Origin of the sequence: Oceanobacillus sp. FSL H7-0719 (assembly GCF_045040795.1) — a bacterium.
Lineage (GTDB): Bacteria > Bacillota > Bacilli > Bacillales > Amphibacillaceae > Oceanobacillus.
Genome location: NZ_CP150301.1, coordinates 1,020,765 through 1,037,682 on the forward strand (window position 1 = coordinate 1,020,765; position 16,918 = coordinate 1,037,682).

The window sequence follows — 16,918 nt, forward strand, 5'->3', positions numbered from 1 at the left end:
GCGAACGATCTTACCTGACTTTTTTCTGAAGCTCATAAAGAGCATTCATCGCTTCCATTGGAGTCAATTCAAATAGATTTAATTCCTTTAATTCTTCAATTACGTTATTATCTTTTTTCTGTGCTTTTGTTTCTCCTTCTGCCGTTTCTTCACCAACAAAGAAAGAAAGCTGACCGGATTCGATTTTATCTGTTATAGGTGCAGGTTTAGATCCTGACTCTAAATCTTGTAAAATAGTATTTGCTCTTTCAATCAGTGCATCTGGCAATTCAGCAAGCTTAGCAACTTGAATTCCATAACTTTTATCTGCAGAGCCTTCCTTGATTTGGTGAAGGAAGACAACATTTCCTTCATATTCTTCTGCGCGTACATGGATATTCTTCAAATTGCCCAATGTATTTTCCATCGCTGTAAGTTCGTGATAATGCGTTGAAAATAATGTTTTTGCATTAATATTATTATGAATATATTCAACAATAGCTTGAGCCAGTGCCATTCCGTCATACGTACTAGTACCTCGTCCAATTTCATCGAGCAAAATTAAACTGCGATCAGTAGCTTTTGAGATTGCATGATTAGCTTCAAGCATTTCTACCATGAACGTACTTTGCCCCGAAACAAGGTCATCTGCCGCCCCGATTCTTGTAAATATTTGGTCAAAAATAATTAACTCTGCTTGATCACATGGAACAAAACAGCCAATTTGTCCCATAATTACTGTAAGGGCAAGCTGACGCATATACGTACTTTTCCCGGACATATTTGGTCCGGTTATAAGCAGAATACTATTATCATCATCTAAGCTAACATCATTCGGAACAAAAGCACCATCTGTCATAACCTGTTCTACTACTGGATGTCTGCCATTTTTTATCATTAACTTTTTATCTACAAACTTTGGACGCACATAATTATTTTCCTCACTGACTGTCGCAAATGCTTGAAGCACATCTAGTTGGCTAATGATCTCCGCCAAATGCTGCAGTGCAGGGATATATTCCTTAATTTTTTCACGTATTCCGATAAACAGCTCATACTCAAGATCAATACTCTTTTCTTCCGCTTCCAGAATTAATGCTTCTTTTTCTTTTAATTCCGGAGTAATAAAACGCTCGGCATTTGTTAATGTTTGTTTTCTTTCATATTTTCCTTCAGGCAAAAGATGTAAATTTGATTTTGTAACTTCAATATAATAGCCGAAGACACGATTAAAACCTATTTTTAATGATTTAATATTTGTTTCTTTCTTCTCTTTTTGCTCAAGCTCTGCGATCCATTGCTTACCATTTCTAGAAGCATAGCGGTATTCATCAAGCTTTTGATGGTAGCCATCTTTAATAATCGAGCCCTCTGTTATCGATATTGGCGGTTCTTCAACTAAACTCGTCTCTAATATGTCAACGATTTCTCTTGGAAAAACCAATAACTCTGCTAATGTATTAATTTCTGGCTGTTTAAATTGATTTAAAATATTTTTAACCTCTGGAACTCGTTTTAGTGACTGCTTTAGTTGAATTAAATCCCTTGCATTTACATTGCCAAAAGCAATTCTTGCTGCAAGTCTTTCTATATCATAAACAGATTTCAATGCGTCCCGAAGTGCTTCTCTTTCCATAAAACCTTCGTAAAACCCTTCAACAATATTCTGCCTCTCCTCTATTTGCGATCTGCGGAGAAGTGGGCGTTCTATCCATTTTTTTAACATCCTTGAACCCATCGCGGTTACCGATTTATCGAGCACCCATAAGAGACTTCCATGTTTACCTTTTTTGATGATAGTTTCTGTCAGCTCAAGATTGCGCTTTGAGTACATATCAAGTGATAGATAGTCTTTAAGTTCGATAAGCTCTGCCTGCTGCAGATGATCAAGTGAGCGCTTTTGTGTGTGTTGAATATAATTCAGTAAACGGCTAAAGGCTTTCATTAACCGTTCATCATTTAAATTTTCACTCAGTCCTCTGTACTCAGCATTGAAGGTTACTTCATCCTGATATGACAAAGTGATATTTAACTTTTCTTTTAAGTGCTTCTGATATTCTTCTGATAAGCTCGATGAAATGACGATTTCACGGATGGGCTGGTTATACAATTCATGAATAACAGCCTCCCAGCCATCTTCTATAAGTGCCAGTCGATTTTCACCAGTGGATAAATCATTATATACAATGACATACGTTCCATCCTGAAACTGGGAAAGACTGGAGATATAGTTGTTTTCACTATCTTTTAACATGGATTGTGACATCACTGTACCTGGTGTAATTACTTGTACAACTTCTCTTTTCACAACACCTTTTGCAGTTTTTGGATCTTCAACCTGTTCACAAACAGCCACTTTATAGCCTTTTTCTATTAAATTCTTTATATAATTCTCAGCTGAATGATACGGAACCCCGCACATTGGTATACCTTCTGCTTTTCCCGAAGAGCCACGTTTTGTTAATGTTATTTCCAGCTCTCTAGCTGCATTTATTGCATCATCATAAAACATTTCATAAAAGTCACCCAAGCGATAAAATAAAAATGCATCTTGGTGTTCAGCTTTTATCTTTAAATATTGTTCCATCATTGGTGTATGTTTTGCCATTACTAAGCCTCCAAAAAAACCTGCGTATTCTCCAGTTATTATAGCATATTTTTTAACTCACTCATAAGGTGAAACTTCATTCACTGGGGGTGCTTTATCCCCAGTGAATGTTAGTTGAACCAATCGGGCCGTTACAGGCTGTTGGATCTCACTGTTGCTAATTACATGGTTTTTATTTATTAAAACGGGAGTCCTACAGCCTGTTACACTGCGATAAGGTGAAACTTCATTCAGTGGGGGTGCCTTCCCCCCAGTGAATGTTAGTTGAACCAATCGGGCCGTTACAGGCTGTTGAATCTCACTGTTGCTGATAACATGGTTTTTATTTGTTAAAATGGGAGTCCTACAGCCTGTTACACTGCGATAAGGTGAAACTTCATTCAGTGGGGGTGCCTTCCCCCAGTGAATGTTAGTTGAACCAATCGGGCCGTTACAGGCTGTTGGATCTCACTGTTGCTGATAACATGGTTTTTATTTGTTAAAATGGGAGTCCTACAGCCTGTTACACTGCGATAAGGTGAAACTTCATTCAGTGGGGGTGCTTTCCCCCCAGTGAATGTTAGTTGAACCAATCGGTTTGTAAACTGACCGTGAAACCCTTTGATACGATTTGCTTATTGCTGAACAGAAAAATACGAGAGATACACTCCCGTATTTTTCGCTAGTCTTTTTGTTTAACGAAGTCCACATCAACATCTTCCAATTCGTCATCTGTTACATGATCATGCCAAATTTCATCATCTTCGTCTTCTTCTGCTCCTGCTTCCCAATTTGGATCTACTTTTACTCTTAGTTTTGTTTCACCAATCACCTGTACAACAAACTCTCTTTCAATTTCTACAGTAATTTTATTGCCTTTTTTATCAATCTTGCACTCCAGGCAGTTTGGCTGCTGCAAAACCTTTGCAATAACATCGAAGTCATCATCCAAGCAATTTTCATCCTTTACTGCTAATGGAACGACATCACAATAAGTCACCCGTTCAGTAACAACCTCTGTCTTCGTATTATCATTATACGAATACCATATATTGATTTCGTAGCTGCCATTGACTTCAACTGTGTCAGCTGACTTTTTCTTTGCATGGTATAGGTGATTAATAACCCAGCAGCCAAGAATACTTGATGGACGGTGTGATGGGTTAACGGTATGAGATTCCTGCGTGAATTTGCGTCCTTTCCCGCAAATTGCTTTTGTTATGATCTCTCTATAATCTTTTTTCAGAAAAGACATCGCTGTAATTACCTCCTCTTTTTTCATAGTCATTTTATGCATGGCAAACACCTAAAGTGCATGTAGTTTTTTTTAGCAGTAATCTATGGGTGCTTTTCTAAAAAAAATAAAAACCAAACAGTTAACACTGCTTGGTTTTTATTTTTTTAGAATGTTCCCTTTTAAGAAAGCTCCTTGCCCGTTTCTCCGTGCAGCAGGTTTCCTCCGGTTGACTCAATTACTTGCTTGGTTACTTCACGCGAAATGGTTGAAGACACGAGCTGAAGCACATCATTTACAGTAACTTGAATTTCTTTAAATTCAGAGACAACAGGAATTCCATCCAGTTCTTTTTGTAAACGGTCAAGCTCTTGCTCTACTCTTGCCAATGCTTCTCTTTTTTCATAAGCCTGGAAGTTTACAGCTTGTTTTTGCAAAGTCTTAATTTTTTTAATCAGGCTTTGAACTTTTGTGTTTTGATTTATTTTCACTTCAATCTCTTTAAAGCGATCGATTTCCTCTGTATTAGAAAGCATTCCTGCTAATTTTTTTGCTTCATCAAGCACTTCTTGTCTAGTATATTGTGCCATGTTAGTTCACCTCAATTTTACTTTCAATCATTTCTCCGTTTAAAGACCATGTATTTGCTTTCGTAATTTTCACTTCAACAATTTTCCCAATGGCGGATTTTGGTCCGTTAAAGTTAACAAGCTTGCTTTTTTCCGTATACCCTGCAAGAATATCCGGATTTTTCTTACTCTCACCTTCAACAAGAACTTTTACTGTTTTTCCTTTATAGGTGAGCATCGATTCCGCTGCTTGTTTGTTCACTAATTCATTCAAGCGATAAAGCCGCTGTTTTTTCACTTCTTCTGGAACATCATCTTTTTTCCTTGCAGCTGGTGTTCCTTCACGAGGTGAATAGATAAATGTATATGCTGCTTCAAAACCAACCTCTTCAACAAGTGTCATTGTTTCCTCAAACTGTTCATCCGTTTCATTAGGGAAACCAACGATAATATCTGTTGTTAAAGTAGCATTAGGAATGGCTTCTCTTATTTTACGAACAAGTTCAAGGTATTCTTCACGTGTATACTTACGGTTCATCTTCTTAAGAACTTCAGAACTGCCTGACTGAACGGGTAGATGAATATGGTCAAGCAGGTTTCCGCCCTGTGCTAGAACATCAATCAGATGATCATCAAAATCACGTGGATGAGAGGTTGTAAAACGAACACGCGGAATGTCAATCTTATGAATATCATTCATAAGATCACCAAAGGTATAATCGAGATCTTCAAAATCTTTTCCATAAGCATTAACATTTTGACCAAGTAAAGTAACTTCCTTATAACCTTGCGCAACAAGATGTCTTACTTCCTGAATAATGTCCTCTGGGCGTCTGCTCCGTTCCTTTCCTCTCGTCATCGGAACGATGCAATATGTACAAAACTTATCACAGCCATACATAATATTAACCCAGGCCTTGATTTTTCCTTTACGGACTTTTGGAAGGTTTTCAATAATATCGCCCTCTTTAGACCATACTTCAACAATCATCTCTTTGCTAAACATAGCTTCCTTAATTAAATGTGGCAAACGATGAATATTATGTGTTCCAAAGATTAAATCAATATGCTGATGTTTTTTTAAGATACGATCAACTACAGACTCTTCCTGTGACATACAGCCACAAACGCCGATAATCAAATCAGGATTTTCCAATTTTAATGGTTTCAAATGACCTATTTCTCCAAATACTTTATTCTCTGCATTTTCACGTATTGCACAAGTATTCAGTAAAATAATATCAGCTTCTGTTACTTCAGTTGTAGCGGTATAACCCATCTCCGTAAAGATTCCAGCCATTACTTCTGTATCATGTTCATTCATTTGACAACCATAAGTTCGAATTAAAAATTTCTTGTCTTTTCCAATTGCTTGCATATCTTCTGGTATAGAAAAATCATAATTAAATTGGACTTCTTCATTACGTCTTTTTCTGGCTTTCTTTATGTCTGGTGCTTGAAGTTCATAATTCGTCTGGAAGTATTTTGCAATCATGTCATCACTAGAAGTATTTTTGATACGCTCTATGTTTAGCTCTGACTTAATTTGACCTTGTTGTTTCCGCTGTTCTTCGTTCATGCTCTCTCTCCTTTCTACTCTCTGGTAATGCTTTTATGTATAAGACTTGTTCAATACAATAGTATATAGGCTTTAGTTAAATTTAACAATACAAACGTACAACTGCAAATAAAAACCTTCCTTTAAAACAAGGAAGGTTACCGAATTTGTCAAATTAATCATCTTGGCTCAATAATTAGTTTGATTGCTGTTCTCTCTTCGTTATCAATTGTTATATCAGTAAACGCTGGAATACAAATCAAATCCAAGCCACTCGGAGCGACAAACCCTCTCGCAATGGCAACAGCTTTTATCGATTGATTTAATGCACCTGCACCAATTGCTTGAATTTCAGCTGAACCACGTTCGCGCAATACATTTGCCAGTGCCCCCGCAACTGAGTTTGGATTTGATTTTGATGAAACCTTCAATACTTCCATTCCTAGTACCTCCCTTACCTGCGTAATGTAGTTCTACTTCTACTATATTCTCAGAGATGGTAGCTTATTCCCTAAACCTGCAGGATGCAGGATATTCTGGAATAACTGTGGGCGATAATCTAATGCGTTGCCTCATATTTTACTTCAATTAGCCAAAAAAGGGATGATCATCATTAATCAGGATTCGCTCAATCTTCTCTGCCTTTCCTGAATTTGCATCAACTATGATAAGAACTCCATTTAACTGTTTTCTACCCGTTTTTGTAATTTCAAAACGTACAGGAAGAGAAGTTAAGAAACGTTTTAATACGGCATCCCGTTCTACTCCTAGGATTCCATCATACGGACCAGTCATTCCAGCATCGGTAATATATGCGGTGCCTTCAGGTAAGATCCGCTCATCTGCAGTTTGAGTATGTGTATGTGTCCCTACGACGGCACTGACTCTTCCATCAACATACCAGCCAAACGCTTGTTTTTCACTTGTTGCTTCACCATGAAAGTCAACAAAAATAATATTCGTTTTTTTCTTTGCTTCTTCAATTAATTGATCAATTTTTTGGAATGGATCATCTATTGCCTGAAGAAAAGTTCTTCCCTGAATGTTAATCACAGCTACAAGCACGCCATTTATATTAAGATATACAATTCCTTTTCCAGGATTATTTTCCGGGAAATTCGCAGGACGAATCAAGTATTTTGCATCATCTATAAATTCGTAAATTTCTTTCTTGTCCCAAGTATGGTTACCCATTGTAATGACCTGGGCTCCCCATTCGAGAAACTGGCGATAAATTTTTTCGGTAATTCCTTTTCCTGCTGCTGCATTTTCACCATTAATAATTGTCATTGTGGGGCGATATTTTTCTTTTAATTTTGGCAGGTATTCCTGAACCATTTCTCTTCCTGGAGAACCTACAACATCACCTATAAATAAAATTTTCATTGTTTTTTTACCATCCTAGTCTATTTCTAATATCTTAAGTTTTTCATATTCATGCTTCATTGTCAAAGTTTTGCTAGAGTAAAATACTCGCTTTATTTTTGAAAAATTTAAGTAAACCCCTGACTTCTTTAATTCAGAATTTCACCATAAAGATACTGAAAATATGGAAGACAGTCACTGTTAATAGCTCTTAACGGGCGGAGCGAATTCCTTCTATCCAAAAAACAGGCTTACTCTGAATCAAGACTGTCAGCTTTTTGTATCACTATGCCCAGAATGAGTTAATCATTAATCGGCAAAAAAATAAAAGCAGTCGTTTGACTGCTTTTATTTTGCATATTCAACTGCCCTTGTTTCTCTTACTACAGTCACTTTAATGTGACCCGGGTAATCAAGTTCGCCCTCGATACGGTTGCGGATTTCTCTTGCAACTCGAACAGCTTCAAGATCATCAATTTCATCAGGTTTAACCATGATTCGAATCTCTCTACCGGCTTGGATAGCGAATGATTTTTCTACCCCTTCAAAGGACTCAGATATTTCTTCGAGTTTTTCCAGGCGTTTAATATAATTTTCTAATGTCTCACTTCTTGCACCTGGACGTGCCGCTGATAAAGCATCAGCCGCAGCAACCAATACAGAAATGATTGAAGTAGCTTCTTCATCACCGTGGTGGGAAGCAATCGCATTAATTACTACATCATGTTCTTTGTATTTAATAGCAAGCTCTTTACCAATTTCAACGTGACTTCCTTCTACTTCGTGGTCAATTGCTTTTCCAATATCATGGAGCAAACCAGCTCTTCTTGCTAGCGTTACATCTTCACCAAGTTCTGCAGCAAGCAAACCGGATAGATAAGCAACTTCTGTTGAGTGCTTCAGTACGTTTTGACCATAGCTTGTACGATATTTTAGACGACCGAGTATTTTAACGAGATCTGGATGCAAACCGTGCACACCCACTTCAAATGTCGTTTCTTCTCCTACTTCACGAATATATTCATCCACCTCACGTCTTGCTTTATCTACCATTTCCTCAATTCGCGCTGGGTGGATTCTTCCATCCTGCACCAGCTTTTCTAATGCCAGTCGTGCAATCTCACGACGAATTGGATCAAAACCGGATAAGATTACAGCTTCTGGTGTATCATCGATGATTAAGTCAATACCAGTTAACGTTTCTAATGTTCGTATATTTCGTCCTTCACGCCCAATGATGCGACCTTTCATTTCATCATTAGGGAGGTTCACGACAGATACTGTTGTCTCAGCAACATGGTCTGCAGCACAACGTTGTAATGCTAATGACAGAATGTTTTTTGCTTTTTTATCTGCCTCTTCTTTAGCGCGGTTTTCTGTTTCTTTTATCATAAGTGCTGATTCATGTTTTACATCTTTTTCAATCCGCTCTAAAATAATTTGTTTTGCCTGGTCCGTTGTATATCCTGAAATACGCTCAAGCTCAGCTTGCTGCTCCTCTTTCATAGCATCCACTTTGCTTTCCACTTCTTCAATTTGTTGTTGTTTCTCTGCTAATGCGTCTTCCCTCTTATCCAGTGACATTTCACGTGTATCAAGGGTGACACTCTTTCTGTCAAGATTTTCTTCCTTCTGTGTCAAACGATTTTCCTGCTTTTGGAGTTCTGCTCGACGTTCACGCAGCTCATCCTCAGCCTGTTGACGAAGTTTATGGTTTTCGTCTCTTGCTTCAAGGAGTGCTTCCTTTTTTGCCGCATCCGCATTTCGATTCGCTTCCTCTACTATTTGTTTTGCTAACGTTTCAGCGCTCGAAATTTTAGCTTCAGCAATCGATTTACGAATCAGATAACCAACAAACAGACCTACGATAAGGATGAAAACTAGCAAAATGGAGATGATTAAAGGATTGTCCATAATTTCACCTCCTATTGCTATAAAGTTGTTGTACAATTCATTATTGTCGTCATGTACCCATTATCAATGCAAGGATTAACAATAAAGCGTATAATAAATATAAAATTATACATTATTAATTCTAATTCTCAAGATTGCTATTGTCAAGGAATCTTCACAACTTATTTTGCAACGCTTCCAAAATATATGAAGATTTCTATTTGCTAAAAGAACAAGCTGTTCTTTAGAATTTAATTCATTCTAGAGAACAGCTTGTTTTTATCCTTAAATATCAAGTGATTCTTGATCTTCTGTTGTTTTTTCTTCGGCAGCTTCAGCTGGGGTTTCATCCAATTCATAATAATCCCGAATTGCCTGATGAATTTCATTCATAATCTCAGGATTTTCAGACAGGAACTGCTTAGAGTTTTCTCTGCCTTGTCCTAAACGTTCACCATTGTATGAATACCAAGCTCCACTCTTCTGCACAATATCAAGTTCCGCACCGACATCGAGAATTTCTCCTTCTTTAGAAATTCCTTCACCGTACATGATGTCTACTTCGGCCTGTTTAAATGGAGGTGCCACCTTATTCTTTACTACTTTAATTCTCGCTCTGTTTCCGATCATTTCATTGCCTTGCTTTAGAGTTTCTGCCCGGCGTACTTCCAGACGTACAGATGAGTAGAATTTAAGTGCTCGTCCACCTGGAGTTGTTTCCGGATTACCAAACATAACTCCAATTTTTTCACGAACCTGGTTAATAAATATTGCCGTCGCTTTCGATTTATTTATCGCACCTGAAAGCTTACGTAATGCCTGAGACATCAGACGTGCTTGCAGACCCATATGAGAGTCTCCCATTTCTCCTTCAATTTCAGCTTTGGGAACTAATGCAGCAACAGAGTCAACTACAATGATATCAACTGCACCACTGCGTACCAATGCCTCTGTAATTTCTAAAGCCTGTTCTCCAGTATCTGGCTGTGACAGTAATAATTCATCTGTATTTACACCCAGAGCACGTGCGTATGTTGGATCAAGTGCATGCTCAGCATCAATAAATGCCGCTTGTCCGCCTTGTTTTTGCGCTTCTGCAATTGCATGCAGTGCTACAGTTGTCTTACCTGATGATTCAGGTCCGTAAATCTCGATTACTCTTCCTTTTGGATAGCCTCCAATACCTAGAGCCACATCCAATGCTAATGAACCGCTGGGAATAGTAGCAATCTTTTGTGTCCCTTGTTCACCCAGTTTCATAATCGAACCTTTACCAAATTGTTTTTCTATTTGTCTTAAAGCCATATCTAAAGCTTGTTTTCTCTCACTCAATGAAAATACCTCCTCAAGTTCACTACTTATATCATACGCTGTTTTCCGTCATTTGACAAGCAAAAAACGAATAAACGTTCTGTATTTTTGAGAGGCTTTTTTAAGCAAAATTTAATATTTCAGCACTTATACTGCCGCACTTTTAAAGATTGCACTAAAAGCCTTAATTAAATTATGCTTTTAAATAGTTGAAAAGTATTTCTAAACCCTTATTTACAGAGCGGTTTCTAATTATATTCCTTTCACCCTGGAAGTTAAAACCAAATGCTCTGTCTTCAACTCCTGCAACAGATAAGCCAATATAAACTGTTCCCGCAGATTTCCCTTCTATCTCCCCTGGTCCGGCAACACCGGTAAAGCTGATTCCAATTTCAGTGTTCAACTTTTCGCGGACATTCTTCGCAAGCAGTAAGGCGCACTTTTCACTTACTGTTCCATCTTCAGCAATGACCTGCTCTGGAATATGAAGCATATCGATTTTTACTTGGGGATGATAGCAAACAATGCCGCCTTTTACTGCATCGCTGGCACCCTGGACAGACACAAGTTTTTCAGTGAATTTACCACCAGTAAGACTCTCTGCTGCTGCAATGGATACTTTTTTATCTTTCATCATATTAACAATGACTTGTTCAATTGTTTCTTCATTTTCAGCAACAAAATAGTTGCCAACTTTTTCTAAAATATCTTCTTTTGTTTTATGTAATAATTTCTCTAATTCATCACTTGAAGCTGCTTTTGCAGTAAGACGAATAATGATGCCTTCATCAGTAGCTAAGGGAGCAATTGTCGGGTTCGTCTGTTGGTGAATAAGTTCTTGTAATTCATGCTCTAAGGCAGATTCACCAATACCGATAAATTTTAAAATTGTTGACTTAATCACTTCTTCTTTACCTGTAAGCTGGTATAAGAACGGTAAAATATCATCTGAAAATAACTTTTTCATTTCCCGCGGGACCCCGGGAAGGAATATCCAATGTCGGTCACGGTAATCAACAATCATGCCAGGAGCCATGCCGTTCTTATTCTCAAGCACCTTTGCTGTTTCAAAAACACGAGCTTGCCTTCGATTATTCGGTGTCATCTTCCATTCATGCCGTATGAAAAAACTCTCTATCTTACTCATGGACGGGGCATGCTCATACATATTCAAATTACTAACCAGCTGAAAAGCTTCTCTTGTCAGATCATCTTCAGTTGGTCCCAATCCACCTGTAACAATAATAATGTCCGAGCGCTCATGTGCTTGCTTAAATGTATCTGCAACGCGTGTAAGATTATCGCCAACAGCGACATGATTGAAAACATTTATACCATATAACGCAAGCTGCTGAGATATCCATTGAGCATTCGTATTGGCAATTTGACCTAATAATAATTCAGTGCCTACTGCAATAACCTCTGCCTTAAATTGCTTTTTCACTTCGAATCCCTCATTACATGTTTATTTTTAATGAAATAATCCACTCCTGAAATCACAGTAAATAGCAGCGCTAGATAAAGCATAATCGTGCCTAAAGGAAAATTAATAAAAGAGAAAGGGAAATTATGCAGTAATAGCAAAATAATCGCGATCATTTGCGTTGCCGTTTTTAATTTCCCCATTTGTCCTGCTGCAAGAACAATTCCTTCTCCAGCAGCAACTAAACGCAGTCCTGTAACTGCAAATTCTCTGCTAATAATGATAATAACAATCCAAGCAGCAGCAAGTTCCATTTGAACAAGCATAATCAATGCTGCAGAAACAAGCAGTTTATCTGCCAATGGGTCAAGGAATTTCCCCAGATTTGTAATTAAATTATATTTTCTTGCAATATACCCATCCACCCAGTCTGTTGTCGAAGCAAAAATAAAGATAATTGCAGCAATGAAATGAGTAATTGGCAACTTCGCTCCACCAATATCCCAAGCACCCAGGTCCATAGGGACAGATAGTAAAATAATAAATAACGGGATTAAACAAATTCTTGATATAGTAAGTTTATTGGGTAAATTCATATGAATAAATCCTCCTTATATGATTATATAATGTAGTGTTTGTTCTATAAGCTGAACTGCAGTTGTCTTGTTTCCGATTACAATACTAAATGAATCATTATTTTATGCAACATTACTTCGTTTCACTCTTGAAATGGAGAAACCCTTCCACGTTAGTAAGGAAGGGTTTACGAGTGTTTCAATTCCTAATTTATATTTATCCAGATTTTTTGTACATCTCTTTCACTTGGATCGATTGGATATTCAAATTCTGTATCATTCACTTTAATCTGCAGGTTTGGGGCACTTCCAATATTAAGAAAGACTGAATCTGTTCCAGCAGCATCCACCTCAAGAGGTGAATTTTCTGGACCGACGAAGCCTCCGTAAAGGGATTCGCCTGCCGCATTTTTGACATCTAACCATGATCTTGTTTCTGATTCAAATGAAAAAATAAGTTCATCTCCAGGATTTGTTAATGTCATCGTTGACTCAGTTTGTCCAGCCTCAACTGTTTCAAAAGTAACTTCTTCTGCTTCTTCTGCCTCTTCATCTTCGGAATCTGTTTCATCTGAGGTATTTTCTTCTGCATCTGAATCGGATTCATTCGATTCATCATTACTTCCCGATGCAGAGTTATTATCATCTGGATTTTTAATAACTACTGGTCCTTCCGAATCTTCAATTTCCGTCGGTTCATCCGACGAGTTTGATTGACTTATAAACCAAATTGCGGCACCTATAATCCCGATGATAAGAAGGATAACAATAATCTTGGGCAGCACAGAAAAAACCGCACCACTCCGATCATTTGAATTTTCCTTTCTAGAGCGCTCTACTCTAGTATATTGAATCTCGCTTTCCTCTTCAGACTTCGGAATTTCCTCTTTATGTTCTTCCAATAATTCATTTGGATCAATTCCAACTGCATTCGCATATTCCTTAATAAAAGCTCTTGCATAAAATTTACCAGGAAGAATATTGAAGTTGCCTTCTTCAATTGCAACTAAATAACGTTTTTGTATCTTCGTTGTATCCTGTAAACTGTCTAACGAGAGGCCTTTTGCCAATCTCGCTTCTTTAAGTCTTGCACCAACATCCATATTAAACACCTTCCGTCTCAAAAATCGAACATGTTAAAACCGCTATTCTGACCAAAGGGCTGTTCCTCAATAGCTTCATAAGTAATTTCTTCATCTACATGGCTTCTAAGCTCAATAATATAGTCAAAATCATCAAGAGTATATTCTGTGGACTGTACAAATACATCAGGATGCTCCACAACCTTTACAGCGGGAAGCTGCATGATTTCTCTAATCAATCTCCAATGCTCTTCATTTGCACGTTTTTTTGATACAACGCCATCGATAATAAAGATATTATCAGAATTATACTCACCAACAATTAATTTATTCCGAACTGTTTGCTTTATCATTGTACTTGAAACAAAAAGCCAGCGCTTATTCGCACATACACTGCTAGCTACGATAGATTCCGTCTTGCCAACGCGTGGCATTCCTCTAATCCCAATCAGTTTATGTCCATCTTGCTTATATAATTCCGCCATAAAGTCAACTAAAATCCCTAATTCATTTCTTATAAATCGAATTGTCTTTCTGTCATCACGATCTGTATGAATATATTTCCCATGTCGAACCGCCATCCGGTCCTTCAATTTTGGTTTCCTGATTTTTAATACTTTAATTATGTCAACTGTCTTTAAAATCGTTTCTAATCGTGTAATGTTTTCATCACTTTCAGAGAGAATCAGCATTCCTCTTCGTTTGTTTTCTACACCATTTATTGTAACAATGTTTATGGAAAGCATTCCTAATAGCGTAGATATATCGCCCAATAAACCCGGGCGGTTAATTTGGTTTTCGTATTCAAGATACCATTCCGTCTTTTCCATGCTTATTCTCCTTTAACAATACATTTGAATTAATGTAAAGAAGATTATTTTGAATACAATCTATATCTACTATAAATGATTTTTCAATTAGTGAAAAGAGAAATGTGAAAATAAAATGGAAAAGAAGCTGTATAGTTTAAATATACAGCTTCTCTCCCTAATTATCCATTATTTTTACCTTGATTTTGAACTAACCTAACCATCGCACTAGCTATCGCTTGCTGTTCTTCCTCTGAAGCAGCAGTCCATAATTCCTTTAATACAGCCTCTTCTTTGTTTTTAGCACCAACGTGTTCAGCTAAGTAATCGCCTACTTCATGGGCCAGATTCGTAATCGTATCGTGATCCATTCCTTTTTCCTTTGCTTGCTGCAAACGATTAGCTAAGAAACCTTTCCAGGAATCGAAATTATCCAGAATTGACATTGACAGACCTCCTCTTCTGCTTACTATGTATAGTATTGATTTTTTTTCGCAGCTTATACATAGTAAATAAGATTATATGGTCCAGCCGCCTGATACTTGAATAATTTGTCCATTTAGATAACCAGGAGTTGCACTTAGTAAATACATTACCGTATTAGCTACTTCTATTGGAGTACCAGCACGTTTCAAGGGAATATCCTGATATATAGCACTTCTTTCCTCTGTCGATAACAATGCATTCATTTTTGTATCAATGAACCCTGGACTAATTGCATTTACAGAAAGTCCACTCGCCGCAGTTTCTTTTGCCAAAGCTTTGACGAAACTATTTTGTGCACCCTTCACAGTAGAATAAAGCACCTCATTACTGGCACCAATCTCGCCCCAAATAGAGGTTATAAAAATAATATGTCCTGATTTATTACGAATCAAACCAGGAAGCAGCTGTTTTGTTATCAGTAAAGGAGCTTTTACATGCAAGTAGAGCATTTCATTAATATAATTGTCACTCATATCCTGAAACAGGCCAAATGCCGCTCTTCCGCTTGCAAAAACAATTGAATCCACCCCGAAAACCAATGCATTCAATAGTTGATTAATTCCTTCCTGATTTGACAGATCTGCTTGGATGACTTGAAGAATTTGTTCATCTTCAACTTCATCCCATAACTCATCTAATACAGCCCGGTTGGAGTGATAATGAAGCAATAAATGGCAGCCTTCTTTGGCTAGGCGTTTTGTAATTGCGGCACCAATATCTCCACTTGCCCCAATAACCAAAACATTCTTCCCCTTCATGTTCATTATCCTTTCTTAATCGTGCAAACAGCTAAACGATTCTCTTCAATCCATTCACGTAAGAATGCATTTGCATCCTCTACAGTTAATGCTTCAATCGTTGGAATCACTTCAAAGAAGTTGATGCCGAATTTTTGATAGTCTGTAAATTTGCTTGCAATATACTCTAAAGAATTCATCGCACGTAAAATCTGTCCAATTCTCTTTTTCTTCATACGAGAAAATTCGTCGCGATTAATTTCTAACTTATTTGTACTTAGTAATAATTCTTTTACTTTAGCCGCAAATTCCTCAGGATTCTCTGTATTTCCGCCAATTATCGTATAGCCGAAGCTGCGGTCAAGATTGGACTCATAGGAGAAACTGCTATCAATAAGTTCTGCCTGGTAAAGCTCTTGATAGAAAGAACCGCCTTTGGAGAAATAATGATCAAGCACCATATTTGTCAGCAATTCTTTTCTAATAAAATCAGTTTTCTCAATTGTTGTACTTAACTCTTTAATACCAATGGTACATTTCGGAATCGAAACCGGCATATTGATTTCCAGTTCAGCATGTGCAACATCTCTAGGCTCCTCAGGAAAATCACGTATTACTTCAGCCATTGGCTCAAAGCTCTTATTTGCCTGATTTTCTTCAATAAGCTGGGATAGCTTCTCGGCATCCATATTACCGATGATAAATAACGACATATTTTCAGGGTGATAGAAAGTATGATAACAGGTGTATAAATCATCCTTCGTAATTTTCATAATGGAATCAACTGTTCCAGCTATATCTATATTCACAGGATGATTTTTAAATAAAGCTTTTATGGTACCCATGAAGGACTGCCAATCTGGCTGATCATCATACATTTTAATTTCTTGCGCTATAATCCCTTTTTCCTTTTCAACAGTCTTCTCTGTGAAATAAGGATCTTGAACAAAGTCAATTAATGTTTGTACATTTTCTTCGATATGATTTGTTGCGGAAAAAAGATAGGCAGTCTTCGTAAAGGATGTGAATGCATTGGCAGAAGCACCGAGCTTGCCAAAGTCAGCAAAGACATCCCCATCTTCTTTTTCAAAAAGCTTATGCTCCAAGAAATGAGCAACCCCATCAGGAACATCAATCATGTCTTTCTCACCAATCGGTACGAAAGTCTGGTCAATTGAACCATAATCTGTCGAGAAAATTGCATATGTTTTTTCCATCTCATTGCGGGGCATTAAAAATACAGATAAGCCATTATCTAACTTTTTTGTATAAATCACTTCATCGATTTCTGGATACGTGTTTCTATTCAT

The 16,918-nt window shown here is 37.4% G+C and carries 15 protein-coding genes; all 15 read right to left on the reverse strand.

From position 1 onward, the window contains the following. Positions 1 to 10 precede the first annotated feature (10 nt). Complete coding sequence (gene mutS / locus NST93_RS05635) at positions 11 to 2,587, reverse strand: DNA mismatch repair protein MutS (RefSeq protein ID WP_405102039.1); 2,577 nt, start codon at positions 2,585 to 2,587, stop codon at positions 11 to 13. A 661-nt stretch (positions 2,588 to 3,248) separates the two neighbouring features. Then, the gene (locus NST93_RS05640; RefSeq protein WP_405102041.1) at positions 3,249 to 3,821 is read right to left on the reverse strand and encodes an outer spore coat protein CotE; all 573 of its coding nucleotides are present in this window, start codon (positions 3,819 to 3,821) and stop codon (positions 3,249 to 3,251) included. Positions 3,822 to 3,982: 161 nt separating this feature from the next. Next, a complete protein-coding gene (locus NST93_RS05645) occupies positions 3,983 to 4,390 on the reverse strand; it encodes a RicAFT regulatory complex protein RicA family protein (protein WP_405102043.1) in 408 nt (135 codons plus the stop codon). A gap of 1 nt (position 4,391) precedes the next feature. After that, positions 4,392 to 5,948, reverse strand: coding sequence for a tRNA (N6-isopentenyl adenosine(37)-C2)-methylthiotransferase MiaB (gene miaB, locus NST93_RS05650; protein ID WP_405102045.1), 1,557 nt, complete (start codon positions 5,946 to 5,948; stop codon positions 4,392 to 4,394). A gap of 158 nt (positions 5,949 to 6,106) precedes the next feature. Then, the gene (locus tag NST93_RS05655) at positions 6,107 to 6,367 is read right to left on the reverse strand and encodes a stage V sporulation protein S (RefSeq protein ID WP_405102046.1); all 261 of its coding nucleotides are present in this window, start codon (positions 6,365 to 6,367) and stop codon (positions 6,107 to 6,109) included. 148 nt (positions 6,368 to 6,515) lie between these two features. Further along, positions 6,516 to 7,313: a TIGR00282 family metallophosphoesterase gene (locus NST93_RS05660; RefSeq protein ID WP_405102048.1), complete on the reverse strand. Its 798-nt coding sequence runs from the start codon at positions 7,311 to 7,313 to the stop codon at positions 6,516 to 6,518. Positions 7,314 to 7,640: 327 nt separating this feature from the next. Continuing rightward, a complete protein-coding gene (rny, locus tag NST93_RS05665; protein WP_405102050.1) occupies positions 7,641 to 9,206 on the reverse strand; it encodes a ribonuclease Y in 1,566 nt (521 codons plus the stop codon). Between the two features lie 264 nt (positions 9,207 to 9,470). Then, positions 9,471 to 10,517, reverse strand: coding sequence for a recombinase RecA (gene recA / locus NST93_RS05670; protein ID WP_405102052.1), 1,047 nt, complete (start codon positions 10,515 to 10,517; stop codon positions 9,471 to 9,473). A gap of 172 nt (positions 10,518 to 10,689) precedes the next feature. Next, on the reverse strand, positions 10,690 to 11,940 hold the full coding sequence (locus NST93_RS05675) for a competence/damage-inducible protein A (protein ID WP_405102054.1): 1,251 nt from the start codon (positions 11,938 to 11,940) through the stop codon (positions 10,690 to 10,692). Beyond that, positions 11,937 to 12,515 carry a CDP-diacylglycerol--glycerol-3-phosphate 3-phosphatidyltransferase gene (pgsA, locus tag NST93_RS05680; RefSeq protein WP_405102056.1) on the reverse strand — a complete coding sequence of 193 codons (579 nt, stop codon included), beginning with the start codon at positions 12,513 to 12,515 and terminating at the stop codon, positions 11,937 to 11,939. Before pgsA ends, NST93_RS05675 begins: the two co-directional genes overlap by 4 nt. 185 nt (positions 12,516 to 12,700) lie before the next feature. Beyond that, entirely contained in the window at positions 12,701 to 13,597 is an 897-nt protein-coding gene (locus NST93_RS05685; protein ID WP_405102058.1) for a helix-turn-helix domain-containing protein, read from the reverse strand. Positions 13,598 to 13,614: 17 nt separating this feature from the next. Continuing rightward, positions 13,615 to 14,406 carry a YmfK family protein gene (locus tag NST93_RS05690; protein ID WP_405102060.1) on the reverse strand — a complete coding sequence of 264 codons (792 nt, stop codon included), beginning with the start codon at positions 14,404 to 14,406 and terminating at the stop codon, positions 13,615 to 13,617. 161 nt (positions 14,407 to 14,567) lie between these two features. Next, positions 14,568 to 14,831, reverse strand: coding sequence for a DUF3243 domain-containing protein (locus NST93_RS05695; protein WP_405102062.1), 264 nt, complete (start codon positions 14,829 to 14,831; stop codon positions 14,568 to 14,570). A gap of 72 nt (positions 14,832 to 14,903) precedes the next feature. After that, positions 14,904 to 15,629, reverse strand: a complete 726-nt coding sequence (ymfI, locus tag NST93_RS05700) for an elongation factor P 5-aminopentanone reductase (protein ID WP_405102064.1) — start codon at positions 15,627 to 15,629, stop codon at positions 14,904 to 14,906. Between the two features lie 5 nt (positions 15,630 to 15,634). Continuing rightward, positions 15,635 to 16,918 carry an EF-P 5-aminopentanol modification-associated protein YfmH gene (yfmH, locus tag NST93_RS05705; protein WP_405102066.1) on the reverse strand — a complete coding sequence of 428 codons (1,284 nt, stop codon included), beginning with the start codon at positions 16,916 to 16,918 and terminating at the stop codon, positions 15,635 to 15,637.